Here is a 25,032-nt window from a genome sequence, read left to right as displayed (position 1 = left end):
TCCGGGTAGTTGCTGCGCATCGCGCAGAAAGAGGTGGGCCCACGCCGGGCCCATACCACTCGTTGGATGCACAAGTGCACCGCAACGGTGTCACAAACATGAGATTAGCACCGGCCGCCGCTCTACGCCTCTTCATCGCTCAGTAACCATTTCATCCGGCGGATGTCTGATGATTGCGAAGGCGGAGAACCCCTCCGCAGGCACGTAAAATATGAAAGTATAGACCATCCGCGAACTCGCGTTTTGTGGTCTCATGGTGCGCATGAGCGAACCGAACGGAAACTATCGTTGGTTGGACGATGATGGCCCAGCCTTTGGCGGCCCTGGCGTACAGCCCCGCTGGACCTCAAGCCGCAAAGACGCTGTCGCGACGGCCTATGCCGCCTCCAGCCGCATCTGGTTTACCACCTCCCACGGTATCCTCAACGAGATCTACTACCCCACCATCGACCGCCCCCAAACGCGCGACATGGAGCTCCTCTTCACCGACGAAGCCACCTTCTTCCACGAAGACAAGCGCGATCTCGACTACGACTTCCACTACATCGACGAGAACGCTCTCGCCATCCGCGCCACCGCTACGGACCGCGGTGGCCGCTACAAGGTCGTCAAGGAGTTCATCACCGACCCGCATCATCCCGTCGTGTTGATGCACGTCAAGATCACCGGCGATCCGGAGATGCTCTCCCGCCTCAAGTGCTACGCTCTGCTCGCTCCGCACCTCGATGTCGGCGGTGCCGGCAACTCCGCCCGCTCACTCGATATCGCCGGCCGGCGTTGCATGTTGGCATGGAAGAACGGGGTCTCTCTCGCCTTTGGGGCCGACTGCGGCTTCTCCCGCAGCAGCTGCGGCTATGTCGGCACCTCCGACGGCTATCAGGACCTGCTGCAGAACATGCGCATGACCTGGAACTTCGGTCAGGCGCTCGACGGCAACATCGCCATGATGGGTGAGATCGACATCGCCCGCCACCCTGAGTTCACCATCGCCATAGCCCCCGGCGAAGGCTTCCACTCCGCGCTCGCGCAGATGATGTCCACGCTCGCTACGCCCTACTCCGAGCACCGCGCGCGCTTCATCAATCAGTGGCACCGCGCTCTGCCGCCTCTGCAGCTTGCCGCGGCATCCGACGACGACGGCCGCCTCCTGCGCGTCTCTCATGCCGTCATCCTCACGCATGAGGACAAGACCTACTCCGGCGCCTTCATCGCCTCGGCCTCCATCCCCTGGGGCGCATCCAAGTCCGACGACGACCTCGGCGGCTACCACCTCGTCTGGACGCGCGACATGGTGCAGTCCGCCACCGCCATGCTCGCCTGCGGCCGCGTGGACACAGCACTCCGCGCACTCGTCTACCTGGCCTGCACGCAGCATCCCGACGGTAGCTTCTCGCAGAACTTCTGGATCGACGGAACACCCTACTGGCAGGGCATGCAGCTCGACGAGGTCGCCTTTCCGGTCATCCTCGCGTGGCGTCTCTGGAAGGCCAACGGTCTCGGCAACTTCGACATCGTGCCCTTCGTCGCCTCCGCCGCAGCGTTCCTCGTGCGCTATGCGCCGGTCACGCAGCAGGAGCGCTGGGAGGAAAACGCAGGCTACTCGCCCTCCACGCTCGCCGCGGTCATCTCCGCGCTGGTCTGCGCTGCAGACATCTGCTCTGCTCATGGTTCCGCCGAGCTTGGCAATTTCATCCTCGAGTACGCCGACTGGATCGAGGCCCATCTCGACGAGTGGACCACGACCAAGCGTGGCATCCTCGATCCTGACGTGCCATATCACTACATGCGCATCCGTCCGCCAGCCATGGGCGAGCCGTTCCATAACCCCGACGTCGCGCCAGGCAGCCTGCATCTCTCCAACCGCGAGCCCGGCGAGAAAACCGACTTCGAGGCGCGCGAGATCATCGACGCCGGCTTCCTCGAGCTGGTGCGTTACGGTATCCGCCGCGCCGACGACCCGCTCATCATCGACTCGCTCAAGGTCGTCGACAAGATCCTCAAGATCGACACCCCATACGGCCCCTGCTGGCGCCGCTACAACCACGATGGCTACGGTCAGCGGAAGGACGGTGGCCCCTACAACGGTTCCGGCCAGGGCCGAGCGTGGCCCATCATGACCGGCGAACGCGCACACTTCGAGCTCGCCTCCGGTAAAGATGTCAGCCTCTACGTCAAGGCGCTGGAGCAGTTCAGCTCCTTCGGTGGCATGTTGCCCGAGCAGGTATGGGACTACGCCGACCTGCCCGAACGCGGTATGTACTTCGGCCGCTCCGCCGGCTCCGCGCAACCCCTCGTCTGGGCCCACGCGGAGTACCTCAAGCTCCTCCGCTCCGTCACCGACGGACAGGTCTTCGACCGCATCTCCGTTGTCGCCGAGCGGTACGCCGTGCCCAAGGACCAGCGCCACTTCCAGAGCCGTCTTGAGGTCTACCAGCTCAGCCGCCCCATCGGCTGCATGGTGCAGGGCGGCACCCTGCGCGTCATGGACGCTGCGCCGTTCCACCTCGTCTACACCACCGACGGCTGGACCACGCAGCACCGCGTGGAGTCGCGTCAGGTCGGCCGCCCCGGCAGTTACGTCGACGTCACCACCAACCCCGCTCAGACCGGTAGCATCGTCTTCACCATCCAGTGGGCGCACGACAACCGCTGGCTCGGTCACAACTGTGAGGTCGAAGTCCTCACAGAAGCCATGGAGCAGGGAACCGCCGCTGAGAAGCCCAAGGCGTAATCCGAAGCCGCTCTAGTGGATTAGGCCCGTCTACGAGCGGTTCCGCGGGTACGTTCTCGCGTCGTCGTTATGCGCACTGCCGATTGCACCATATAAGCTGACCGCGTCATCCCTCGCGCCCGTGCCAGCCGGTCGATCGTCTCGATCTGGCTCTCCCTTGCCGTGATGTTGATGCGCACGGTCTTCTCTGGTGGTTCTGCGCTCACCAGAAAAGCCACGGCTCCTCGCATGGCCGGGTCTTTTGCCAGTTGATCCAGCGTCGAAGGCTCAGGGATAGCCTCTCCGTCCTCCAGCATCCCGGCCATATGGAGCGTCAACGCCTCGACCGCCATCCGGCGGGCCTCCTCAAGTGACTTGCCCGCCGTCACGCAGCCGGGAAAGTCCGGGAAGCTCACGCCGTAGTCGGAACCCTTGTCTTTGTGCAGATACGCGATGTATTCCATTCCGCCCCACTCCATTGGGATTACCGTAATTTCAGTCCGGCCTGCTTCTCGATGCTCTTCAGCGTGCCCAACGGCAGGTCTCGCTTGGGATACGGTACTGTCACTCGCCCAGGCTTCGTCGCGTGTTTGAACTGCTTATGACTGCCAGCGTGCGCAACCTCAAACCAGCCGTCTCGTATCAGTGCTTGAATCAACTCACGGCTGCTCATCGAAAGTTCTCCGCGAGTCCTATAATACACACTCTGTACACACTTAAAACATTGCCATCGACACCCTCAAACAGGAACGGCGGCCTCCGACGAAGGCTGCCGCTTCCCAACTAGCGGTTATCTGCTACATCTGCTGCCCGGGCACACTCAGCATCCATTCCACGCCAAACTTGTCCGTGCACATCCCAAACAGCGGAGACCAGAACGTCTTGCCCAGCGGCATCTGCACACTTCCGCCCTCTTTCAGCTCGTCGAAGATCCGTTCCACCTCATCCGCATTCTCATCGCTCAGCGAGATATGGAAGCCGCCCATCGTGGGGACTCCCATGCTCGGCGGCGCATCGCAGCCCATCAATAGGATGGTTCCCAGTGGCATCGACATATGCATCACCATGTCCTTCGCGTCCTCAGGCACCGGAGCACCCGGAGGCGCCTCACCATAGGTCATCTTGAACTCGACCTTACTCTTGAACGTCTTCTCGTAAAACGCAAACGCCTCTGTACACTTGCCGGAAAACACCAGGTGCAGATCAGTCTTCATCGCTATCTCCTCATCGTTTCTAAAACGTGCTTGTTATACGCCGCTCCGTATGCAGCGCGCTATCGTGTCCCAATAAATTCCGCTAGCTTCTCGAAGCTGCCGCTCCAGCCCTCGCGCATGCCCTTCAAGTACTGCCACGCTGCGGCCTTGGCTTCAACCACGCGCACATGCAGCCTTATCTCTGTCCCGTCTTCTACTTCTTTGAACAGCACGGTGTTGCGGTTCGTAAAGATCGGATCGCCGTCCGCATCCAGGGCCCATGCCAGGAACACCAGCTTCTCCGGCGGCACAACCTCCTCAAACTCGCCACCCATCGGATACACCGTCCCATCCGGCGCACGCATGTCGATATGGATCAGCCCGCCGGGCTGCACATCGGCCTCGCACCTCGGATTGGTGAACTGCTTCGGTCCCCACCACTCCTTCAGCTGCTCCACATCGGTCCACGCGCGCCACACCAGCTCGCGTGGCGCGCGGAAGAACCGTGTCAGCTCCATCTCCATCGGCACAGCGGAGACCGTGGTGCTCATCGCGCCTCCTTTGCGGCAGCGGCCTTGGCCTCAACCAGCTCCACCAGCCGCTCAAACGACGAGCTCCATCCGCCGTTATGCCCATCGCGCTCTGCCGCTGTCGCAAAGAACTCCTGCAGAAAGTGCATCGTCGTCTTGCCGTCATGCTCCTCAAGCCGAACAGTGATCAGCGTCTCTTTGCCTTCCTTCGGCAATCCCACATTGGTGCGCTCCTCCCAGCTGAACGTATAGACCAGCTTCTTCGGTGGGTCGATTTCCTTCATCACTCCGCCCTGCCAAAGCTCCGCGACGATATCGGTCCCGGGCCGTTTGCCCCGCAGCCCAATCCGCCACTTGTCGCCCGGCTTCTCGCCACGCTCAAAATAGAAGGCAGGGAACTGCCGAGGCCCACTCCACTGCAGCGCCATCGCAGGATCGGTCCACGCCTGCCACACCAGCTCACGCGGAGCATTGAACGTCCGCGTGATCCGTAGCTCATGCGTCGCCGCCGGGCCGCCCACCAGCTTCTCCAGCGGGTTTGCCGCGCGCTCTGCCAGGAACGCATCCAGCCGTGCCAGCATCTGCTTGCCACCCTCAACGGCTCCATACTCGCGGCAATTCTTCTCTCTCGCCTCGGCCGTCGGGTACTGGAGCGTGACCGTGAACCGCGTGCCGCCGTCTTCATCGACAAAGGTCATCACCTTGCTCACGCGCACCAACTCAGCGCCCTCGCGCCCGCCCACCAGGTCCAGCGCAATTCGCTCCTGCGGCACCACCTCGGTGAACGTCATCTCGTTCGGATAGTTCGTTCCATCCGGCCCATGCATCACCAGCTTCCACTTGCCGCCGGGTCGCACGTCCATCTCGGTCATGGTCGTGGTAAAGCCCGTCGGCCCCCACCACTGCCCCACCTGCCACGGGTCGGTCACCGCCGCCCACACCATCGCACGCGGAGCCGCAAACACTCGCGACACCACAATCTCACGCTCTTCTGCCGCTGCTGCCTGTGCCATCTCAGTTCTCCCTCTGGTTGGAATGTGTGCTCTTTGCCTGCTTACCGATGCTGCCATTGCGTGTTGCGGGTTTCCGTGTCGCGATCTTGCGTGTCTTGCTCGGCTGTTCGGCCTGCACCCGTTGCAGATACTCCTCCAAGCGGTCAAAGCTTTGCTCCCAGAACCGCCGGTAGAACTCCAGCCAGTCCGACGCCTGCCGAAGCGGCTCGGCCTCCAGCTTGCATGGCCGCCACTGCGCCTCGCGGCCGCGTGAAATCAGCCCCGCATGCTCCAGCACCCGCAAGTGTTTTGAAACTGCCGGCAGGCTCATCTCGAACGGTTCCGCCAGCTCCGTCACCGACGTCTCACCCAGCGCCAGCCGCGCCAGGATCGCGCGCCGCGTTGGGTCCGCCAGGGCGGCAAAGGTGGTGCTGATGGGGTCTGTCATCTGTATTTAGCCTCTCGGTTACATAACCTATGAGTTAAGTAATCCTCGCCTCTCTACCTGTCAAGCGCTGGACTCAAAAAACTCAAAAATTAATCTCCCATGACTCCTGAATCCCGGCGCAGCGCTCGCACATCAATTCGATGGTTGTCGAAATATCAAACGAAGCCCCGCAAGCTTCACAGGAGATACATCATGAGCAAACTCAAGGGCAAAGTCGCCATCGTTACCGGAGCTTCCAAGGGCATCGGCGCAGGCATCGCAAAGCAGCTCGCATCGGACGGCGCGTCCGTCGTCGTCAACTACAGCTCCGATAAGGCCGGCGCGGAGAAGACCGTGGCCGAGATTACTACCGCCGGTGGCAAAGCCATCGCCGTAGGCTCCAGCGTCGCCGACGAAGCTGGCATCGACACCCTCTTTGCGGCCGCCAGCAAGGCCTTCGGCCCCGTCGACATCCTCGTCAACAACGCCGGCGTCTACAAGTTCGCCCCCATTGAAGCCATCACCGTCGACGAGATCGACCTCATGTTCGGCGTCAATGTAAAAGGCCTGCTGCTCACCACCAAGGCGGCGGTCAAGCAGTTCCCGGCCACCGGCGGCAACATTGTCAACATCGGTTCGGTCGCCAGCGAGGGCAGCAGCCCCAATGCCTCTGTGTACAGCGGAACCAAAGGCGCGGTAGACATCATCACCCGCGTCCTCGCTAAAGAGCTCGGCCCGAAGCAGATCCGCGTCAACGCTGTTAACCCCGGCCCCATCGTCACCGAAGGCTTCAAATCCGCCGGCATCGAAGGTTCCGACTTCGAGAAGGGCATGATCGCCGGCACGCCACTCGGCCGCATCGGCCAGCCTGACGACGTTGCGACGGTCGTCTCCTTCCTCGTCTCCGACGACGCCAAGTGGGTCACCGGAGCCCTCCTCCAGGCCGCCGGCGGCCTCCGCTAACACCCTCATCTCCGGGGCCGGATCAACAAATCCGGCCTCGGTTGAAATTCCCCGAAACCTTATTCCCATTCGGGCGTCATATAAACAACGGAAACCCCGCCGCAGGAAGCCGCAGGAACACGATGCGGCCTTGGCCACCGCCCACAAGATCAACAACTTCACCTCAACCGAAACTCGTCTGGAGCGAGCCATGGATATCCTTTTCTTTTTCATCCCCGTAGCCCTGGTCACCGCGGAGTACTTCTTCGCCAAGTCCCGCAAGCGCACCGATGACGCCGCCCCCTGCGGCGACTGTATCTAACCCCTCGGCAAAAGGGGCCGCCCGGCCCCGCTACTGCCCTCGCTGGCGCGTGTCCATGCGAAAATAGTAGTGATGATCTCTGTCTCCAATGTCACCATGCGCTACGGCGCGAAGCTCCTCTTCGAAGACGTCTCCGTGACGTTTACCGATGGCCGTCGCTACGGCCTCACCGGCCCCAACGGCGCCGGCAAGTCCACCTTCATGAAGGTCCTCACCGGCGAGATCGACGCCCAGAAGGGCACCGTCGTCCGCCCCAAAAAGTTCGGCGTCCTCAAGCAGGACCAGTACGAGTTCGACGCCTACCGCGTCCTCGACACCGTCATCATGGGCAACAAGGCCCTCTGGGCGGCCATGGAGGAGCGCGAGGTCATCTACAACAAGCCTGAGATGACCGACGAAGACGGCTCACGCCTCGGCGAGCTTGAAGGCATCGTCGGCGACGAGGACGGCTACGAGGCCGAAGCCAACGCCGCCGTTCTTCTGCAAGGTCTCGACATCCCCGACGAGCTACATGAGCGCAAGATGTCCGAGCTTCAGGGTGGCCAGAAGGTCCGCGTCCTGCTCGCGCAGGCACTCTTCGGCAACCCCGGCGCGCTCTTCCTCGACGAGCCCACGAACTATCTCGATCTCGAATCCATCCACTGGCTGCAGGACTTCCTCAACCGCTACAACGGTACCGTCATCACCATCTCGCACGACCGCCACTTCCTCAACAACGTCTGCACCCACATCGCCGACATCGACTACGAGACCATCATCACCTACACCGGTGGCTACGACGACATGGTCCTGCAGAAGACCGAAGTCCGCACCCGCATCGAGAGCCAGAACGAGCAGCGCGAAAAGAAGATCGCGCAGCTCAACGAGTTCATCGCCCGCTTCTCCGCCGGCACACGCTCCTCGCAGGTCAACTCGCGTAAGAAGGAAGTCGAGCGCCTCGCCACCAGCGAGCTCGCGCGTTCCAACATCGCGCGCCCCTACATCTCCTTCAAGATGGAGCGCCCCAGCGGCAAGAACGTCCTCGAGTTCGAGAACGTCAACAAGACTTACACTCAGCCCGACGGCAAGACCGAGCACGTCATCAAGAACTTCTCCGCACTCGTCAATCGCGGCGACAAGGTCATCCTCATGGGCCGCAACGGACAGGGCAAGACCACGCTGCTCAAGGCGCTGCTCGCCAACGGCCCCGGCATCGAAGAGAAGGACGTCTCCATCGACTCCGGCACCGTCAAATGGGGACATGAGGTCTCCATCGGTTACTTCGCGCAGGACCACAAAGGCTCCATCCAGCTCGGCATGACCGCCCAGGACTGGCTGCATCAGTACGACCCCAAGGCCGCCAAGGAAGACATCCGTGGCATCCTCGGCCAGATGCTCTTCAAGGGCGAAGAAGGTCTCAAGAAGACCGAGGCTCTCTCCGGTGGCGAGGCCGCGCGCCTGCTCTTCTGCAAGATCATGCTGCAGAAGCCCAACGTCCTCGTCCTCGACGAGCCCACAAACCATCTTGACCTCGAGAGCATCAACGCGCTCAACCAGGCCATCCAGAAGTACGAGGGCACCGTCTTCCTCGTCACCCACGACCAGGACCTCATCGAAGAAGCCGGCACCCGCATCTGGCACTTCCAGGGCGGCCCCACGGACTTCCACATCACCGACCACAAGGGCCCCTACGAGGAGTACCAGCAGCAGCTCGCCATGGCAGCCAAATAGTACTTGACGCGTGTATCGTTACACTTTACATTGATTCGGTGATCAAGAGCTTTCGCCACGCCGGACTAGAGCATTTCTACCGGACCGGCTCGAAACGCGGAATCAACCCCGCACATGCGAACAAGCTGCTTCTGCAACTCACTGCGTTGGATACGGCAATCAAACCGGGCGACATGAACATTCCCGGCTGGCATCTCCATCCATTGAGTAAGGGATTGGACGGCCATTGGTCCATAAGGGTCAATGGCAACTGGAGAGTTACGTTTGCATTCGAAGGGGAGGACGCCATCCTCGTCGACTACCTCGACTATCACTAACCGGCTGCTTTGGCTCGGTATTCGCTCCCACTGGAGCTTGAAAGGAAACCCGGAGCTTCTTCCGGAATAGGTAAGCGCATATGCCCATCTACAACCCTGCTCATCCGGGTCTCGTTCTCAAGGACGCACTGGAAGGGGCTAATATGACGGTCACACAATTTGCGGGACACATTGGCGTCTCTCGCGTAACTCTATCGCGGGTCGTCAACTGCCGCGCTGGTGTTACGCCGGAGATGTCCATCAAAATCAGTCAGGCATTTGGTCAGCCGTCAGGAGATCTTTGGTTCAAAATGCAGAATGCCTATGATTTCTGGCAGGCCTCTCACAAGAAGCAGAAGCCGGTGCGTCCGCTCAAGCTCAAGGTGGCCGCCTGACTCTACGGCTGGCAACCCACTCTAGCAGGCCCGCATCCATCTCGATGGAGCCCTTATGAGGAAGAGGGATGTGTACCGGCTCGCGCTTGCGGGGGCGATATTCATTGTTCTGTTGAATACGTTTTTCGCCGCGGCCTCGTTGCGCAAGGTCTTTTACCAGCAGCGCTGGCTTTCGCATTCGCAGAACGTCATCACCGTCACCGAGCAGTTGCTGGCCCGCATCCGTTACGCGGAAAGCTCCGCGCGTGGCTACGTCCTCACCGCCTCGCCTGAGTTCGAGCACGAGTACAACGACGCTGGCCTGCACGTTCAGCAGACCATCGACCAGCTCCAGCAGCTTACCGCCGACAACCCCGTCCAGCAGAAGAACATCATCGAGTTGCGCCGCCGCGTAGCCGCCAAGATGACCGTCCTCGACGACAGCATGGCCGAGCGCCACGGCCATCCCAATGGCGCTATCGACGCCGAGCTCCTCCAGGCCGTCGTCAACGACACACCCAATCGAGTCGAAGACGTGCAGTCCACCATGCGCAACATGCTCAATGAGGAGAACCGCCTGCTGCGAGTGCGCACCGAAGACACCGACCGTGCGCGTCGCGAGGTCTGGGGCACCTTCGTGCTGGCCTTCCTGCTTGACTTCGTTCTGCTCGTCGTCGCCTTTGAATTCCTTATCCGCCTCAGCAAGGAGCGCGAGACCATCGAGGCCAACAACGAGGAGATTGCCATGCTCAACGGCGAGCTCAAACTCGCCAATACCGAGCTTGAAGATCGTGTAGCCCTCCGCACCCGCGAGCTTGAGGTCTCCAATCAGGAGCTCGAAGCCTTCAGCTACTCCGTCTCTCACGATCTCCGCGCACCGCTCCGCACCATCGACGGCTTCTCCCTCGCCCTGCAGGAGGATTTCGCAGACAAGCTCAACGACGAGGGCCTAGACTACATCAGCCGTGTCCGGGCCGGCGTGCAGCGCATGGGCACGCTCATCGACGCTCTTCTGCAGCTCTCCCGAGTCACCCGGTCTGAGGTGCAGGCCGAAGAGGTTGACCTTTCCGGGCTTGCAACGTCCGTTCTTCAGGACCTCCAGGCGGCCGACCCCGGCCGGTCCGTCACCTGCGTCGTCCAGCCCGGTATCCATGTGCGTGGCGATGCTCGCCTGCTGCGCATCGCGCTCGAAAACCTTATGGGCAACGCCTGGAAGTTTACCTCCAAGGTCGCTGACCCTCGCATTGAGTTCGGTACCCGGCGCGGCGACGGCGAAGATATTGGCCGGACCGTATACTTCATCAAGGACAACGGTGCCGGCTTTGACATGCAATACGTCGACCGCCTCTTCACCGCCTTCCAGCGGCTCCACGGGGACCGCGACTTCAAGGGTTCGGGCATCGGCCTGGCCACTGTCTTCCGCATCATCCGCCGCCACCACGGCTCCATCCGTGCACAGGGCGAGATTGGCCGCGGAGCGACGTTTTACTTTTCCCTCGCCGGCTGATCCTCGCCGGTAGCCGGTAGAATGCTGGTGCAGTATGAAATCCTCTACGAGAATGTGACGAATGCCCATGATTCTGCTTGTTGAAGATGATCCGGACCACGAGGCCCTGGCTATTCGCGCTCTGCGCAAGGCCAATGTCGCGAATGAGATCACTGTCGCGCGCGATGGGGCTGAAGCGATCGCGTACATGCAGGAGATCATCTCCGGCACACGTCACCCGCCGCAGCTCGTCCTCCTCGACCTCAAGCTCCCCAAGGTCGACGGTCTTGAGGTACTGCGCAACATCCGCTCCAGCGACAAGACAGCTCTGTTGCCTGTCGTCGTGCTTACCTCATCGGACGAGGAGCGTGATATCGTCTCCAGCTACCGGCTTGGCGTCAACAGCTACATCCGCAAACCCGTCAACTTTACTGACTTCGCTGAGGCCACTCGACAGCTCGGCATGTACTGGCTGCTTCTGAATCAATGCCCACCGGCGATCTAAATCCGAACCTCAGGCCCCTGCGCGTCCTCGTCATCGAAGATTACGAGGAGGACGCAATCCTGCTTCTCCGCCACCTCGCCCGCGCTGGCTACGATGTCGACTCCCGTCGCATCGAGACGGCCGACGAGCTGCGTGCTGCGCTCGATGAGCCCGCTCCCTGGGACCTCGCGCTGGCCGATTACACGCTGCCCAGCTTCGGTGCCCGCGACGCCCTCAGCATCATCCAGAAGCGCGGCGCCGACATCCCCTTCATCATCGTCTCGGGCACCATCGACGAGGTCTCCGCCGTCAGTGCCATGCGCGCCGGCGCGCACGACTATGTCCTCAAGGGCCACATCGATCGCCTTCTACCCGCCATCGAGCGCGAGCTCGCCGACGCCGAGCGTCGCCACGAGCGTGTCCGCACCGAAGCCGAACTTCGTCTCGCCCAGCGGCGCTTCTCCGCCACCTTCAATCAGGCCGCCGTCGGCATGGCCCACACCGCTCCCGACGGCCGCTTTATCCTCGTCAACCAGCGTCTTGCCGAGTGCCTCAACGCCTCTCTTGACGAGTTGCTCACCATGCGCCTGCGCGCCTTCCTTATGCCCGAGGAGGACGCCATCGACGAGGAGCTCTACGCCGAGCTCCTCGCAGGCAAACGCAGCGGCTACCGTGTCGAACGCACCATTGTCTGCTCCGACGGCAGCACGCTCCCCGCGCAGCTTACCGTCTCCATGCTCGTTCACGACGGCGACATCCCCGGCGTCCCCACTACCACCGTCCTATGGGTCGTCGAAGACATCTCCGCCCGCAAGGTCGCCGAGCAGGAAACTGCGGACCTCATGCAGCGGCTCATCAACTCCGAGCGCCTCGCCGCCGCCGGCCGTATGGCCAACACCCTCGCGCACGAGATCAACAACCCGCTCGAGGCCCTCACCAACATCTTCTTCCTCCTGCAGGACCAGCCGCTCACCCCGCAGGCACAGGAGCTGCTCGCCATCGGCGCCCGCGAGCTCGAGCGAGTCGGCCACATCACCCGCTCCACGCTCAGCTTCTACCGCAAGGTCCCCGGCCGCACCCTCAACCTCCGCGCCATGCTCGACGAGGTCGTACAGCTCTTCGCCACCCGCGCCGCCCAACACCACGTCACCCTGCACACCCGCTACGCTCCCGGCATCGAGTCCGTGCACTACGACCCCAGCCTCCGTCAGGTCTTCGCCAACCTCGTCGCCAACGCGCTGGAGGCCATGAGCACCGCCGGCGGCCAGGTCCACATCCGCGCCCGCGTACTCGCCGACACCGTCTCCGTCCTCATCGCCGACAACGGCCACGGCATCGACGCCGCCAACCTCGCCTGCGTCTTCGAGCCTTTCTTCACCACCAAGGGTGAGCGCGGCACCGGCCTCGGCCTCTGGGTTACCCGCGGCATGGTCGAAGAGCAGCGCGGCAGGCTCCAGCTCCGCAGCTCTACCGGCCACGACCGCCACGGCACCGCCATTCGCATCACGCTCCCGGTCGTCTCCGCCCCCGCTGCCGACCCCATCATCTCTTAGCCTCTATCAATCCCTAAGGAAGCTCTGAACAAGTGTCTGGCTTTGGAGGGGCGGGACTTCAGTCCCGCCGTAAAGCCCCTGAAATTAGTGCCGCTTTAGCTGCGGAGGGAATGCTCGCACATTTGTTCATAGCTTCCCTAACGCCTGCACTCCGGGTCTACAATCACTCCATGTCCACCGGTCCGCAGCTCGCCCCTCAGAAGAACGTCCTCGGCCAGCCCCTTGAGCCCTGCGGTTTCGATCCTCTCACCGGCTTCTATCGCGACGGCTGCTGCAACACCGGCCCCGACGACCGCGGCGTCCACACCATCTGCTGCGTCGTCACCGCGGAGTTCCTCACCGTCTCCGCGCAGCTTGGCAATGATCTCTCCACACCCATGCCACAGTTCGGCTTCCCCGGCCTCAGGCCCGGCGACCACTGGTGCGTCTGCGCCAGCCGCTGGCTTCAGGTCGTCCAGGCCGGAGCCGCCTGCCCGGTCATCCTCGAGGCCACCCACGAAGCCACCCTAGAAGTCGTCCCCTTCGAGACGCTTCTCGAGTACGCCGTCATCCCCAAAACCCTTCACTGATTCATCTCCCCAAAGCCCCAGCGCCGCATCGCACTGCGACATGTACTCCCGGTAAGAAATAGCCGGTAGAGTACTGGTTTTTATGAGACTTTCTGCGTTTCCGTTGACACTTCCACCTCCATCGGCGATGCTTAAGTCGCTATCTGAATTTTAGTTTTTATCTCGTCCCGAACTCATAGGTGTGCACGGACCACCATGGGATTCACGAGTTATCCGATTGGGCCCCCTCAATCCGCACCACCCTTCTAGGAGCGCCAACCATGTCTAACATCTTCACTTCACGCCTGCGCAGCCTGTCCATTGGCCTCGCCCTGGCCGCTGCCGCAGCTCTGCCGCTCGCCGCCCAGACGGCTGCCACCGGCAATATCACCGGTACCGTCACCGACCCTACCGGCGCGGCCGTCCCGGGCGCCACGGTCACCATCATCAATAACGACACCAACGTCAAGCGCACCATCCAGACAAACGGTGTCGGCTCCTATTCGGTGCCGTTCCTTATCCCCGGCAACTATGAAGTTCTCGCCACCGGCTCCGGCTTCGGCAAGATCGACCATCAGCACCTCACGCTGACCGTCGGCTCCACGCTGACCGTCGACGCCGCGCTCCCCAACGGCAGCGTCACCACCGCCGTTGAAGTGACCACCGAGCCCGCGATCCTCGATCCTTCCATCACAGCCGTCAACACCACCATCGACGAGCACATCATCGACAACGCGCCCGTCAACTCCCGCAACTGGGACAGCTTCGTGCTCCTCTCGCCCAATACCGCTCCTGACGGTGGTTCGGGCCTCATCGCCTTCCACGGCATCTCCGGTCTCTACAACGGCAACTACGTCGACGGCGCCAACAACAACCAGATGCTCTTCGCCGAAGCCCGCGGCCGCGCCTCCGGCGCACCTTACGTCTACTCCCTCGACTCCATCAAGGAGTTCCAGTCCGAAACAGCGGACTACTCCGCTGAGTTCGGCCAGGCCGCCGGCGGCGTCGTCAACGCCGTCACCAAGTCCGGTACCGACCAGGTTCACGGCGACCTCTTCTACTATCTCCGCTACCCGGCACTGAACGCCCTCGACCCCTATTCCAAGTGGTCGGCGCTTCACAACGGCGGCAATCAGTTCCTGCTCACGCAGCCCATTCACCAGCAGCAGCAGTTCGGTGGTTCGGTCGGCGGCCCCATCATCAAGGACAAGCTCTTCGGCTTCTTCACCTACGACGGTTTCCGCCAGGTCGGCAAGGCGCTCTACTACACCGGCGACACCATTACGCTGACCCCCACGCCCGAAGGCAACTCGTCCACCATCATCTCGCCCACGCAGTGCCCCGCCGGCATCACCGCCACGCAGTGTACCGCTGCTATCAACTTCATCCAGTCGCTCGATGGCAGCACCGCCATCCCGGCCAATCGCTTCGCCAAGGAGAACGTCTTCTTCCCGCGTCTCGACTACCAGCCGACCGAGAAGGACCACATCTTCGCCGACTTCAACTTCGTCGACTTCGACCGTAGCAACGGCTATGCGGCGAACCCCACGTACTCCAACTCCTCGGTCAGCACCAACGGCCCCACCAGCTACCACGAGCGCTTCCTCATAGCCAACGCCACGCATGCCTTCTCGGCCAACGCGGTCAACGAAGCCCGCTTCCAGTGGGGCACCGACCTCGAAACCGCGGGCGCCAACGCTTCCGGACCCAGCGTTACTCTCTCCAGCCTCACCGCCTACGGCATGCCTAATGCTCTACCCCGTATCGCGGAGCCCGACGAGACCCGTTGGCAGGGAACCGATGTCTTCAGCCTCAACAAGGGCCACCACGCCTTCAAGTTCGGCGGCGACATCAACTTCGTTCACGAAATCATGATTAACCTCTACCAGGGTGGAGGTCTCTACAGCTACTCCAACTCGGCGTACCAGAACTTCACCGCATGGGCCGGTGACGCCTTTGCGGGGCAGGCGGGTGATACCGTCGCCAACGCTGGCCACGGCTACTCCAGCTTCGTCCAGACCATCGATGCTATCAACGGTCCCACCGCGGCCGCTGGCGGCGACGATTTCTGGATGCACATGTACGACGTCTTTGCGGAAGATTCCTGGAAGCTCGGCAAGACCGTCACCCTCAACGCCGGTGTTCGTTACGATATTCAGCTCACCCCGAACCCCACACACCCCAACACCTCCAGCCCGCTCGCGGCAGAGTACAACCAGACCATCAAGAACGTCGCGGACCGCATTCAGCCTCGCGTCGGTCTCTCCTGGCAGCCCATGAACGGCACGGTCGTCCGTCTCGGCTACGGCATGTTCTCCGCTCTCAACCAGGGCTCTACCTACTACGCCATGCGCGTGGAAAACGGCGTCTACCAGATCAACGAGACAGTCGGCCCCACGGGTCTGCCCGTCAAGTTCCCAGATGTCCTCTTCCCGCTGCCCACCGTCGATCCCAGCATCACCAACGCGCTCATCCCGGCTGGCGGCGCTGTGCCGGTCGCGGAGTACCCGTTCCCCACCAGCACCACACCCGTGCTGACCTCCGGCTTCCACGGCCTCTCCCCCAACTTCGTTCCTCCCATCTCGCATGAGATGGACCTCTCGGTGGAGCAGCAGCTGCCCGGCCGCTTCACCCTCAAGATCGGCTACGTCGGCACCCGTGCTGAGCACCTCCCCTACTTCGTCGACGCCAACCTCGTCGGTCAGACCCCGAGCGGCCTGCGCACCTATCAGGTCACCAAGGCGAACGGCCAGGTGCAGGCCTACACGCTGCCCTTCTACCAAAAGGCAGATCGCATCAACCCTGCCATCAGCTCGCTGAACACCGGCTTCTCCTCCGCCAACCTCTGGTACAACTCGCTGGCTACGGAGCTGCACCGCTCCTTCCAGAACGGCTTCGAGCTCGAAATCAACGAGACATGGTCGCACTCCCTCGATGATGACCAAGTCTCCGGCGCCTTCGGTACCTTCTACGGCGGCAACCCGCCCCTCGACCCCAACAATATTAAGGCTGAGTACGGCAACAGCGATACCGATCTCCGCAATCGCTTTGTCGCCACTGGCACCTACCAGTCCCACCTCATGCCGGACAACAAGGCGTTCAAGTACGTCATCAACCCCTTCAAGTTCTCCGGAAGCTACATCGCGCAGACCGGTCAGCCGAACGTAGCCGGCACCAGTGGCTATCCCGGCTCCTCCTCGGCGTCCACTGCGCTCGCTGGCGATCTCGGCGGTCCTACCGGCGCTGTCATGAGCTCTGGCAGCGGTACAGCGACCACCGGCCGTCCCTTCTACATCCAGCGCAACTCGCAGTTCGCTCCCGGTCTCCAGGATCTCGATATGCGGGTCTCGCGCGACATCCCCATCTTCCGCAGCATCTATATGCAGCTCTCCGCGGAGGCTTTCAACCTGGCCAACCACCGCATCATCACCGGCGTGAACAGCACCTACGCGACCTACGTGGCGCCCGGTGCGACGTCCTCCGGCTACACCTGCCCGGCATCCGGCGCGGGGCCAACCTCTGGCGGTTCCACCTTCGGTGGCTGCTACGTCCCCTATGTCTCGGCTACCGCAGGCTTCAATACCGCATCCGGCACCAGCAACCTGCTCTACGGCCCGCGCCAGATGCAGTTCATCGCGAAGCTGTTCTTCTAACCCAACAGAACCACCTACGGCCCGGAGAGTTCAACTCTCCGGGCCATTCTCTTTTGCGCTGAACCCCTCGTAGCTCTTATCTCAACGGAAACCCTGTCAACCCCCAAACCCGTCCTGCATCTCACAACTCCAACAAACCAAACCACTAACTCCACAAAACCACAAACATGTTCCTACCTCCAGCCAGCTATACTGGAAGTAGGAAGAAATCTCACAGCTCAGAGCTGACAGCTCAAGTCTCAAATCTGGATGTTTTATCCCCAGGCGAGATAACCCCTTTGCCAGCCATATCATACCCGTAACCATATCCAGAATCAGTCACTTAACCCTGGGATCACCCCGTAAGTCGCTGATTCTGCTGAATACCTCCGCTACATAGGGAGGGGGGAGGGGATACCAACCTATTCCCTACTCCCTGCCTTCTACCTCTAAGCTGTCGGTCCAGTAGGCGCAACCTTCGCATCGGCCAGCGTCACCTTGAACGTCATCTCTTTCCGTCCGCGGTACACCGTCACGCTCACCACGTCACCCGGATGATGTTCCGTCAGCGCATTGCTCAGATCCTGCGGGCTGGCAATCTCCTGCCCCTCGAACCCCACGATCAGGTCGCCGCCCAGCATCACCGGCTCGTTGCCCATATACATCCGCTGCGTCCCGCCGTGGATGCCCGCCTTGTCCGCCGCACCCCCCGGCAGCGTCCGCTCCACCAGAATGCCCGGCATCGCCGGCAGCCCCAGCTGGTCCGCAATATCCGGTCCAATTGGAATTGTCACAATATCCAGTGACGGCCGCCGCACGTGTCCATAGCGTGCAAAGTCGTCCAACACCGCCTTCGCCGTCGCAATCGGGATCGCAAACCCGATGCCCGCCGACTGGTCGGCATTGCCGTTCGGGTTCGTCGCAATCATCGTCGTAATCCCAATCACGTCCCCATGCGAGTTCAGCAGCGGCCCACCCGAGTTCCCCGGGTTCACCGACGCGTCCGTCTGGATCGCGTTATCGATCTTCACCCCGCTCGGCAGCTGCACCGCCCGCAGCGCGCTGATGATTCCGCGCGTCATCGTCCCCGAGAACCCAAACGGGTTCCCGATCGCATACACTCGCTGCCCCACCAGCAGCCCCGTCGAATCCGACAGCGTCGCCGGCTCCAGCGCCGTCGCCCCATGGATCTGCAGCAGCGCCACATCATGCGTCGGGTCCGTGCCCACAATCGACGCCTTGTACTTCTTCCCGTTCCACAGCGTCACCTCAATCTGCTGCGCGCCGTCGATCACGTGATTGTTAGTCAGAATATGCCCATCTTTATCCAGGATGAACCCCGACCCCTGCCCCTGCTGCGGCACCGGCCGATAAAAGAAGTCATACGCCACCTCCGTCGAGGTGATGTTCACCACCGAAGGCATCGCCTTCTTGTACACGCCAATGTTCTGCTCCTCTTCGGAGTCCAGCGCCGGCGCCGCCTTCGCCTCGGTCAGCCCAAAGTGCCCCAGCGGTCCGTTCAGCACGGCGGTATTCGTGTCCGTCACGCCCGCGCGCATCATCTTCGCCAGCGCCCCCGCCGGCATCAGCCGCGTGCTCAGGTAATAAAAACCAACCAGAATCAGCAGGACCAACAGAACAGGGCGCAGTTTCATCGAGCGGAGACCTTCACGAGCGCAGAGGCGCACACCGCCCAATCAGCGGTTACCCCAATTTTAGACGCCATCTGACAGAACTTGTTGCGCTAGCTCGCGCTCTCCATCTCCAATAGCTGCCGCTTGCGCTCCGTCCCCCAGCGATAACCCGTCAGCTTGCCATCGCTTCCCACCACGCGATGACACGGAATCACCATCGCCAGCGGGTTCGCACCGCACGCCGTCCCAACCGCGCGCACCGCCTTCGGAGACCCAATTGCCTCCGCGATCTCCGCATACGTCCGCGTCTCCCCTCGCGGAATCGCCATCAGCGCCTGCCACACCCGCTGCTGGAACGCCGTCGCCCGCACATGGAAGGGAAGCGCCCGCGCTGTTTGGCTCTCGTGCAGCCCGCTCAGCACCGCACGCACCTCATCGCCCAGCCCGGCATCGTCCCGCCGCAGCACCGCCTGCGGAAACCGCTCCCGCAGCTCCACCGCAGCCTCTGCATCCGAGTCCGCAAACAGCACCGCACACAACCCACGCTCGGTCGCACCCACCAGCACGCGGCCCAACGGAGACTCCGCCATCGCATACCGGATCGTCTCACCCGCGCCGCCGGCCTTCATCGCCGTCGGGCTCATCCCCAGCGTGGCGTCTACGTTCTCATACACCCGGCTGCTCGACCCATATCCGGCCTCGTACACCGCATCCGTCACCCGCAGCCGAGGCTCACGGACCTTTTCACGAAACCGCTCCTTGCGCTGCTCACGCGCAAACTCCGCAGGAGTAACGCCGAGCACGCGTTTGAACCCGCGCTGCAACGCAAACCGCCCCAGCCCTGAAGCCGCCGCAAGATCATCCAGCGTCGTCCGCTCACTCGCATGGGCAGTCAGAAACTCCGCAGCCTTTTTCACCGCTCCCGCCTGCGGATCATCCTTCGGGGCCACGAGCGCCGGCTCGCAGCGCAGGCAAGCCCTGAAACCCGCAGCTTCCGCTAGCGCCGGGGAAGGGAAGAAGCTCACATTCTTCCGCTCCGGCCTGCGGCTCGCGCAGCTCGGCTTGCAGTACACACCGGTAGATTTCACGGCATATACAAACTGCCCGTCAGCCGCAGCATCCCGCGCCAGCACCTGCTGCCAGGCCTTGCCCGCAAACACTGGCATCGCGCTTCCGCGTTTGCCGCTGTCTTTGTTGCTGCCTCTTTGTTTGTCATTCCCGAAGGGAATCTGCGTCATCATGGCGCCCATGCTTTCTACCGCCTCCTGCGAGTTCGTCCAACCAGTTAGCGTCGTCATGTAAGTATCCTGCACGCGCCCCCCCCCGCGCCACACTCCGCCAATTGCACCCAAACTTCATCGCTGCAGACCAGCCTCGCGCTAAGCCCCGTTTCGCTTCGCCCGAGCCGCCGCCTTCACCGGCTTGCGCTTCGGGCTCACTGCCTTCGTCTCCACTGGAGCCGGCACCGCCAGCTGTCCCGGCATCATCATCGGCGGCAACGGCAGCGGAGCGGGCTTTCCGGCGGCATCAATCTCGTAAGCGTTCACCACAAATTTCTTCAGGTCGGCATTGCCAAAGCTCGTCGTCATCGCCACATCGGCGGCGTCGCGGCCAACAGCCATCAACGTCCGTCCCAGCCGCGGCTCATTGTGCCGGGAGTCCATGTCCCACCAACGCCCACCCAGCCAAACCTGGTACCACGCGCTAAAGTCCCCCGGCCCGCTGTATGGCACGCGGATGTCGCCCAGATACCCGGTCACATACCGCGCTGGCAGGTTCATCGCCCGCGACAGCGTAATCGCCAGATGCTGATAGTCGCGGCAAACACCCACGCGCTCGGTATAAACATCCATCGCCGTCTTGGTCGCCCGCGCCATCTGGTAGTTGAACGCGACCTTCCAGTGCACCCAGTCGCGGATCTGCGCCGCCAGCGCCCACCCCGGCTCAATGTGTCCAAACAGATCCAGCGCAATCGCGCCAAAGCGGTCCACCTCGCAGTAGCGGCTCGGCACAAGGTAGCGCAGCGTGTCATGCGGCAGCGACTCAATCGGAGTCAGCGGCAGCCCCTCGCCCTGGGGGTCGGGCGTCTCGTCAGCCTTCACCACGGCGCTGCCCCGCAGTTCCAGCACTCCTTCGGGAGCCACAAATCGCGCGCAGCGGTTGCCATAGCTGTCAATGTATTCGTCGAACGCCAGCGGCTCAGCTTCGCCAGCTATCCTGGCGATATGCTGTTCCTGTCCCACCACCCGTTCATCCCAACTCGGGTGCAGCCGCAGCATCGACACGATCGGCGTCGGCTTCTGCAGCTCGAAATGGATCTCGTACTCAGTTTTGATTCGCAATAGAGAGGCTCCAGTCTGAAAAGGCGGAATTGCCCACTACCGCATAGGACCTGAACTCTTGCCTGAACTCTTGCTTGGATGCGCCGAGTCTATCGCAAGCCGCCCTCAACCCGCGAGAGCTTTATGCCGCAACGCCTGATTTTCTGCCGCGTTCGCCATCTCCCAGCCACCGCAGGGCGACCCCCAGCAGCAGGCACGCAGTCAGCCCCAGCACCGCATCGGTTGCATAACTGCCTTGCACTCCATGCCGCGCAAACGCCTGTCCGTCGATCCAGATCATGTACGTCGTCGACACATTCAACGCCGCATACAGCACGCTGAACGCCGTCGCCGCCAGTGGATTGTCCTGCCCCACCGTCTCGAACTGGATCGCAAACGCGCCTGTGATCGCCAGCGCCTGAAAGGTGTTCTCCCCCAGCGTCGCCACTACAAACCCCGCCGACGTATGCGCCACGCGCAGCAGGCACAACGAGAAGCAAGCACCCACAACACCAATCGCCAGGTACAGCGGCCGCAGCGCCATCGCCCGAGTCAATCGCGGATAGACAAGGCTCCCCACCGTCCCCGCAATCACAATCCCCACACCACCCACCAGGCTCACCGTATGCACCGACGCGTGATATAGATCGCCCAACCCACCCACCACATTCGCCAGCGCAAACGACGCCGAAGGCAGCGCAAACATTGCCAGCGCGAACACCACCTTGCGTTGCCCCAGCAACTGCAGCAGCTCCTTGAAGAACCCCGCAAAGCTCTCCTTCGCCAACCGTCGATCAGGCCCCGGTGCAGGAATCCACGGATAGATCAGCGTCGGCAGCATCACCAGCAAGCCCAGCAGCACCGCAGCCACCGTCAGCGGCAGCCGCTGCACGCACTCACCCGCCGCGATCACCATCACCCCGCTCCCGCCGATGTTCGCCACATTCGCCCACGCACTCATCCGCGTGTCTTCCTCCTTCGGCAATACGCTCGACAGCCAGCCAAACAGCGCATTCGACGAAAGGTTCACCATCGCCACACCCGCAATCAGCGCGCCCTCAAACACCGCCAGCTGATGCACATGCAGCACGGCAACGCACAGCGCAATCGCCGCACCCGCAGCCAGCAGCGCAGCATAGCGCCTCCGGCTAAACCGCACATCAAGCATCGGGCTCACCAGAAAGCTCCAGAACAGCGGCGAGAAGCACAACGCCGTCACCCGAGTCACCTGCGCCTCCGGCAGGTGCTGCTCCGCCAGCAGCTGCGGCAGCGAGATCGCCGCGAACCCGATGTACATCCCAAACGTCGCGTTGGTCATGCCCATCAACCACACCGGCGGCATCGTCTTGCGCAGCTTCAAAGCGTCTCCTCACCAGGCTCATGCTCATGGTATGACAGAGACATGCCCAGACCGGCCCATCGCGCCCTAGCCCTCGGCCTTCTCCTGTCGACGCCCGCTCTCTGCCTCGCGCAGGCGCACCACCGCACGGAACCAAAGCCCGTCATCGAGCCCACCGGTCCCACCGTCGTACTCGACACCTCCTCCGGCCGCCTCGTCTGCAAGCTCTTCAGCAAGCAGGCGCCGCGCACCACCGGGAACTTCATCGCTCTCGCCGAAGGCACCAAAGACTGGACCGACGGCTCCGGCGCAACGCAACACGCCAAGCCCTTCTTCGACGGCACCCAGGTCTTCGGCATCACCGACGGCATCTCCGCCGGCGACCGCGCCGCCTCCGGCATGGGCACAGCAGGCCCATCCACACCGCCCGAAAAGACCGGCATCGCCCTCGACCGCAGCGGCCAGCTCGTCGCCCTCGTCACCAACGGTCAACAGAGCAGCTCCAACTTCGCGGTCCTCATCGACCCCGACCTCGAATACGGCAAACGCGCCATCGTCTTCGGCCAGTGCGACGACGCCTCCATCGCCACCGCGCGCATCATCTCGCACGACCTCCTCACCACCGACAACCATCCCGCACACCCTATCGTCCTCCGCGCCGTCAAGATCGTCCCCGAAGGCCAGCCCCTGCCACCGCCCACCGAACCCGCACCCGGCGAAGCCGCGCTCACCGTCCCACCCGCACCAGCGCCGGCCGTCCCACCGCCTGACCCCGCCGGCCCAACCGTCATCATCGACACCACGCAAGGCACCCTCACCTGCAAGCTCTTCAGCAAAGAGGCACCCATCGCCGTCGCCAACTTCATCGGCCTCGCCCAAGGCACCAAACCCTTCCGTAGCCCGGCCACACACGCTGAGGTCCACGGCAAACATTTCTACGACGGCCTGCACTTCAACCGCGTCCTCCCCGACTTCATGGTCCAAAATGCCGACATGCCTGGCGACCCCGAAGGTGGCGGCGACATCGGCATCCACTTCGCCAACGAGGTCGTCCCCGGCCTCACCTTCGATCGCCCAGGCCGCCTCGCCTACGCCAACTCAGGCCCCGGCACCAACGCCAGCGAGTTCTTCATCACCGAGCACCCCAACCGCCGCCTCGACGGCAGCTACACCATCTTCGGCCAGTGTGATGATGCGTCAGTTAAAATAGTCGAATCCATCGCCCGCGTCCCCCGCGACGCACACAATCGACCACTTACTCCCGTTACAATTAAGCGTATTGCGATCACGGCAAACAAGCCCTAGCTCTCCGGTACCATCCGTTGCGATGGGCCTTCATAAGTACAATCAATCTATTCGCTTTGATCGCTAAGGAGAGCTTGGGTAGCTTGGACGCGGTAACCGATCCCCGAAATCCGGCGACTACCCCGGGCTACGTACGGCCAGCGCAACTTCGCGCCCTGACTTCGGTGCGGTTCCTGGCGGCATTGCATGTAGCTCTGTATCACATCGTGCGGCCGTTCAGCCTATGGGGGCCGTTGGCTGGATTCATGGCAGCTGGGCACAGCGCAGTCCCGTTCTTCTTTCTGCTTTCAGGTTTCATCCTCACCTATAGCCACGCGCATGAGTCGCACACCGGCATGGCGTTCAAAAAGCGCTTCTACATCGCCCGGATTGCGCGCATCTATCCGCTCTATCTGCTGAGCCTGCTGTTCGCTGCTGGCTCTGACCTGCACGTTTTTGCTAAGCACATCCATATCCTGGCCTTCCTTGCAGATGTGCTGATGGTGCAGTCGTGGTCGATACGGATCGTAAACTTCTTCAATGTCCCGGCATGGTCTTTGTCGGCAGAGGCATTCTTCTATTTGGTTTTTCCATTTGTCTTCCTGCGGCTGCGTCCCCGCACCCGCGGCTGCGCCGCGGCATGGCTACTGCTCTTTTGGGCGCTCGCGATGGCCGCACCGCTCTTTGCGCTTTACCGCACACCAGCCGCAGCTTGGCACGAGGGTGTCAACGGCCTGCTGGTCTTTCGCATCCGGCGTATGCCGCTCTTGCTGTTGCCGGAGTTCCTGGCGGGGATTCCACTGGCCTGGGTGTTTCTACATCTGCGTCCGAGTCGGCGAGCGTCCCTCTACATGCTCGCCGCGGGAACGACGGTGCTATTCGTCACGCTCTTCTTCGCCAATCACATTCCATGGGTGATGCTCGGAAACGGTCTCTTGCTGCCCGCCTACGCCATGATCGTGCTCGGTTTGAGCGAAGACCATGCTGTGAGCAGCAAACTCTCATCCGCTCCGCTCGTGCTGTTGGGCGAATCGAGCTACGCGCTCTATCTTTTCCACTTCATGTTCAACGACTGGCTGGACGTTCACTTTGGCGCGGGCTCATCGATCCCCGATGCGCTGTGGAAGCTCGCTATTCTGATCCCGCTCTCAATCGCTCTCTATTTGCTGGTTGAAAAGCCCAGTCGCAAAAGACTTGTGCAATGGTGGAACAGTCATCATCAGTATCCGGCCTGAGCGCCCATTTGCATGGGAAC

23 protein-coding genes are annotated in these 25,032 nt (G+C 62.2%); 13 read left to right on the top strand and 10 right to left on the bottom strand.

Annotated features, from left to right (window positions below; all coding sequences use genetic code 11):
- Positions 1-262 precede the first annotated feature (262 nt).
- Positions 263-2,731 (top strand): glycoside hydrolase family 15 protein, encoded by a 2,469-nt coding sequence (locus GOB94_RS07045; RefSeq protein WP_182278127.1) that lies wholly within the window; start codon positions 263-265, stop codon positions 2,729-2,731.
- A 20-nt stretch (positions 2,732-2,751) separates the two neighbouring features.
- On the opposite strand, the gene GOB94_RS07040 is transcribed toward GOB94_RS07045, so the two are convergent.
- The 6 genes from GOB94_RS07040 to GOB94_RS07015 all read right to left on the bottom strand — a co-directional run bounded on the left by GOB94_RS07040 (position 2,752) and on the right by GOB94_RS07015 (position 5,873).
- On the bottom strand, positions 2,752-3,174 hold the full coding sequence (locus tag GOB94_RS07040) for a type II toxin-antitoxin system HicB family antitoxin (protein ID WP_182278126.1): 423 nt from the start codon (positions 3,172-3,174) through the stop codon (positions 2,752-2,754).
- 20 nt (positions 3,175-3,194) lie between these two features.
- Entirely contained in the window at positions 3,195-3,383 is a 189-nt protein-coding gene (locus GOB94_RS07035; protein WP_182278125.1) for a type II toxin-antitoxin system HicA family toxin, read from the bottom strand.
- 124 nt (positions 3,384-3,507) lie between these two features.
- Positions 3,508-3,924: a VOC family protein gene (locus tag GOB94_RS07030; protein ID WP_182278124.1), complete on the bottom strand. Its 417-nt coding sequence runs from the start codon at positions 3,922-3,924 to the stop codon at positions 3,508-3,510.
- A 59-nt stretch (positions 3,925-3,983) separates the two neighbouring features.
- Positions 3,984-4,454: an SRPBCC domain-containing protein gene (locus GOB94_RS07025; RefSeq protein WP_182278123.1), complete on the bottom strand. Its 471-nt coding sequence runs from the start codon at positions 4,452-4,454 to the stop codon at positions 3,984-3,986.
- Complete coding sequence (locus GOB94_RS16670; RefSeq protein ID WP_255484326.1) at positions 4,451-5,446, bottom strand: SRPBCC family protein; 996 nt, start codon at positions 5,444-5,446, stop codon at positions 4,451-4,453. Before GOB94_RS16670 ends, GOB94_RS07025 begins: the two co-directional genes overlap by 4 nt.
- A 1-nt stretch (position 5,447) precedes the next feature.
- Complete coding sequence (locus tag GOB94_RS07015) at positions 5,448-5,873, bottom strand: metalloregulator ArsR/SmtB family transcription factor (RefSeq protein WP_182278122.1); 426 nt, start codon at positions 5,871-5,873, stop codon at positions 5,448-5,450.
- 192 nt (positions 5,874-6,065) lie between these two features.
- On the opposite strand from GOB94_RS07015, the gene GOB94_RS07010 reads away from it, so the two are divergent.
- The 10 genes from GOB94_RS07010 (at position 6,066) to GOB94_RS06965 (ending at position 17,220) form a co-directional block, all read left to right on the top strand.
- A complete protein-coding gene (locus tag GOB94_RS07010; RefSeq protein WP_182278121.1) occupies positions 6,066-6,815 on the top strand; it encodes a glucose 1-dehydrogenase in 750 nt (249 codons plus the stop codon).
- Positions 6,816-6,945: 130 nt separating this feature from the next.
- Positions 6,946-7,116, top strand: a complete 171-nt coding sequence (locus GOB94_RS07005) for a hypothetical protein (protein ID WP_182278120.1) — start codon at positions 6,946-6,948, stop codon at positions 7,114-7,116.
- A 72-nt stretch (positions 7,117-7,188) separates the two neighbouring features.
- Positions 7,189-8,826 (top strand): ABC-F family ATP-binding cassette domain-containing protein, encoded by a 1,638-nt coding sequence (locus GOB94_RS07000; protein WP_182278119.1) that lies wholly within the window; start codon positions 7,189-7,191, stop codon positions 8,824-8,826.
- 38 nt (positions 8,827-8,864) lie between these two features.
- Positions 8,865-9,143 carry a type II toxin-antitoxin system RelE/ParE family toxin gene (locus tag GOB94_RS06995; protein ID WP_182278118.1) on the top strand — a complete coding sequence of 93 codons (279 nt, stop codon included), beginning with the start codon at positions 8,865-8,867 and terminating at the stop codon, positions 9,141-9,143.
- Between the two features lie 80 nt (positions 9,144-9,223).
- The gene (locus tag GOB94_RS06990) at positions 9,224-9,517 is read left to right on the top strand and encodes a HigA family addiction module antitoxin (protein ID WP_182278117.1); all 294 of its coding nucleotides are present in this window, start codon (positions 9,224-9,226) and stop codon (positions 9,515-9,517) included.
- A 55-nt stretch (positions 9,518-9,572) separates the two neighbouring features.
- Positions 9,573-11,003, top strand: coding sequence for a sensor histidine kinase (locus GOB94_RS06985; RefSeq protein ID WP_220465009.1), 1,431 nt, complete (start codon positions 9,573-9,575; stop codon positions 11,001-11,003).
- A 67-nt stretch (positions 11,004-11,070) separates the two neighbouring features.
- Positions 11,071-11,487 (top strand): response regulator, encoded by a 417-nt coding sequence (locus GOB94_RS06980; RefSeq protein WP_182278116.1) that lies wholly within the window; start codon positions 11,071-11,073, stop codon positions 11,485-11,487.
- Positions 11,469-13,019, top strand: coding sequence for an ATP-binding protein (locus GOB94_RS06975; protein ID WP_182278115.1), 1,551 nt, complete (start codon positions 11,469-11,471; stop codon positions 13,017-13,019). The genes GOB94_RS06980 and GOB94_RS06975 overlap by 19 nt, the downstream gene beginning before the upstream one ends.
- A 170-nt stretch (positions 13,020-13,189) precedes the next feature.
- Positions 13,190-13,588 (top strand): DUF2237 domain-containing protein, encoded by a 399-nt coding sequence (locus tag GOB94_RS06970; RefSeq protein WP_182278114.1) that lies wholly within the window; start codon positions 13,190-13,192, stop codon positions 13,586-13,588.
- Positions 13,589-13,848: 260 nt separating this feature from the next.
- Entirely contained in the window at positions 13,849-17,220 is a 3,372-nt protein-coding gene (locus GOB94_RS06965) for a TonB-dependent receptor (RefSeq protein ID WP_182278113.1), read from the top strand.
- A 428-nt stretch (positions 17,221-17,648) separates the two neighbouring features.
- Here the strand turns inward: GOB94_RS06965 and GOB94_RS06960 are convergent, their stop codons facing one another.
- The 4 genes from GOB94_RS06960 to GOB94_RS06945 all read right to left on the bottom strand — a co-directional run bounded on the left by GOB94_RS06960 (position 17,649) and on the right by GOB94_RS06945 (position 22,514).
- On the bottom strand, positions 17,649-18,854 hold the full coding sequence (locus GOB94_RS06960) for a trypsin-like peptidase domain-containing protein (RefSeq protein WP_182278112.1): 1,206 nt from the start codon (positions 18,852-18,854) through the stop codon (positions 17,649-17,651).
- Between the two features lie 89 nt (positions 18,855-18,943).
- Entirely contained in the window at positions 18,944-20,131 is a 1,188-nt protein-coding gene (gene ada / locus GOB94_RS06955; RefSeq protein ID WP_182278111.1) for a bifunctional DNA-binding transcriptional regulator/O6-methylguanine-DNA methyltransferase Ada, read from the bottom strand.
- An 81-nt stretch (positions 20,132-20,212) separates the two neighbouring features.
- Positions 20,213-21,175, bottom strand: coding sequence for a transglutaminase family protein (locus GOB94_RS06950; RefSeq protein ID WP_182278110.1), 963 nt, complete (start codon positions 21,173-21,175; stop codon positions 20,213-20,215).
- 121 nt (positions 21,176-21,296) lie between these two features.
- Positions 21,297-22,514 carry an MFS transporter gene (locus GOB94_RS06945; protein WP_182278109.1) on the bottom strand — a complete coding sequence of 406 codons (1,218 nt, stop codon included), beginning with the start codon at positions 22,512-22,514 and terminating at the stop codon, positions 21,297-21,299.
- Between the two features lie 42 nt (positions 22,515-22,556).
- Here GOB94_RS06945 and GOB94_RS06940 point away from each other — a divergent pair, with 42 nt between their 5' ends.
- Positions 22,557-23,798: a peptidylprolyl isomerase gene (locus GOB94_RS06940; RefSeq protein ID WP_182278108.1), complete on the top strand. Its 1,242-nt coding sequence runs from the start codon at positions 22,557-22,559 to the stop codon at positions 23,796-23,798.
- 83 nt (positions 23,799-23,881) lie between these two features.
- Positions 23,882-25,012 (top strand): acyltransferase, encoded by a 1,131-nt coding sequence (locus GOB94_RS06935; protein WP_182278107.1) that lies wholly within the window; start codon positions 23,882-23,884, stop codon positions 25,010-25,012.
- Positions 25,013-25,032: the final 20 nt, after the last annotated feature.

Source organism: Granulicella sp. 5B5, from assembly GCF_014083945.1.
In the GTDB taxonomy this organism is placed as follows: Bacteria; Acidobacteriota; Terriglobia; order Terriglobales; family Acidobacteriaceae; genus Granulicella.
The sequence above is the reverse complement of the archived record's forward strand: the minus strand, read 5'-3'. Positions and strand labels throughout refer to the sequence as shown.

Excerpts from the sequence above, each read along its gene's own strand:
- GOB94_RS07015 (WP_182278122.1), bottom strand. The coding sequence starts at position 5,873 with ATGACAGACCCCATCAGCACCACCTTTGCCGCCCTGGCGGACCCAACG.
- GOB94_RS06985 (WP_220465009.1), top strand. The coding sequence starts at position 9,573 with ATGAGGAAGAGGGATGTGTACCGGCTCGCGCTTGCGGGGGCGATATTC.
- GOB94_RS06970 (WP_182278114.1), top strand. The coding sequence starts at position 13,190 with ATGTCCACCGGTCCGCAGCTCGCCCCTCAGAAGAACGTCCTCGGCCAG.
- ada (WP_182278111.1), bottom strand. The coding sequence starts at position 20,131 with ATGACGACGCTAACTGGTTGGACGAACTCGCAGGAGGCGGTAGAAAGC.
- GOB94_RS07030 (WP_182278124.1), bottom strand. The coding sequence starts at position 3,924 with ATGAAGACTGATCTGCACCTGGTGTTTTCCGGCAAGTGTACAGAGGCG.
- GOB94_RS07010 (WP_182278121.1), top strand. The coding sequence starts at position 6,066 with ATGAGCAAACTCAAGGGCAAAGTCGCCATCGTTACCGGAGCTTCCAAG.
- GOB94_RS07045 (WP_182278127.1), top strand. The coding sequence starts at position 263 with ATGAGCGAACCGAACGGAAACTATCGTTGGTTGGACGATGATGGCCCA.
- GOB94_RS07025 (WP_182278123.1), bottom strand. The coding sequence starts at position 4,454 with ATGAGCACCACGGTCTCCGCTGTGCCGATGGAGATGGAGCTGACACGG.
- GOB94_RS16670 (WP_255484326.1), bottom strand. The coding sequence starts at position 5,446 with ATGGCACAGGCAGCAGCGGCAGAAGAGCGTGAGATTGTGGTGTCGCGA.
- GOB94_RS07035 (WP_182278125.1), bottom strand. The coding sequence starts at position 3,383 with ATGAGCAGCCGTGAGTTGATTCAAGCACTGATACGAGACGGCTGGTTT.
- GOB94_RS06965 (WP_182278113.1), top strand. The coding sequence starts at position 13,849 with ATGTCTAACATCTTCACTTCACGCCTGCGCAGCCTGTCCATTGGCCTC.
- GOB94_RS06990 (WP_182278117.1), top strand. The coding sequence starts at position 9,224 with ATGCCCATCTACAACCCTGCTCATCCGGGTCTCGTTCTCAAGGACGCA.
- GOB94_RS07040 (WP_182278126.1), bottom strand. The coding sequence starts at position 3,174 with ATGGAATACATCGCGTATCTGCACAAAGACAAGGGTTCCGACTACGGC.
- GOB94_RS06940 (WP_182278108.1), top strand. The coding sequence starts at position 22,557 with ATGCCCAGACCGGCCCATCGCGCCCTAGCCCTCGGCCTTCTCCTGTCG.
- GOB94_RS06980 (WP_182278116.1), top strand. The coding sequence starts at position 11,071 with ATGATTCTGCTTGTTGAAGATGATCCGGACCACGAGGCCCTGGCTATT.
- GOB94_RS06960 (WP_182278112.1), bottom strand. The coding sequence starts at position 18,854 with ATGAAACTGCGCCCTGTTCTGTTGGTCCTGCTGATTCTGGTTGGTTTT.
- GOB94_RS07000 (WP_182278119.1), top strand. The coding sequence starts at position 7,189 with ATGATCTCTGTCTCCAATGTCACCATGCGCTACGGCGCGAAGCTCCTC.
- GOB94_RS06975 (WP_182278115.1), top strand. The coding sequence starts at position 11,469 with ATGCCCACCGGCGATCTAAATCCGAACCTCAGGCCCCTGCGCGTCCTC.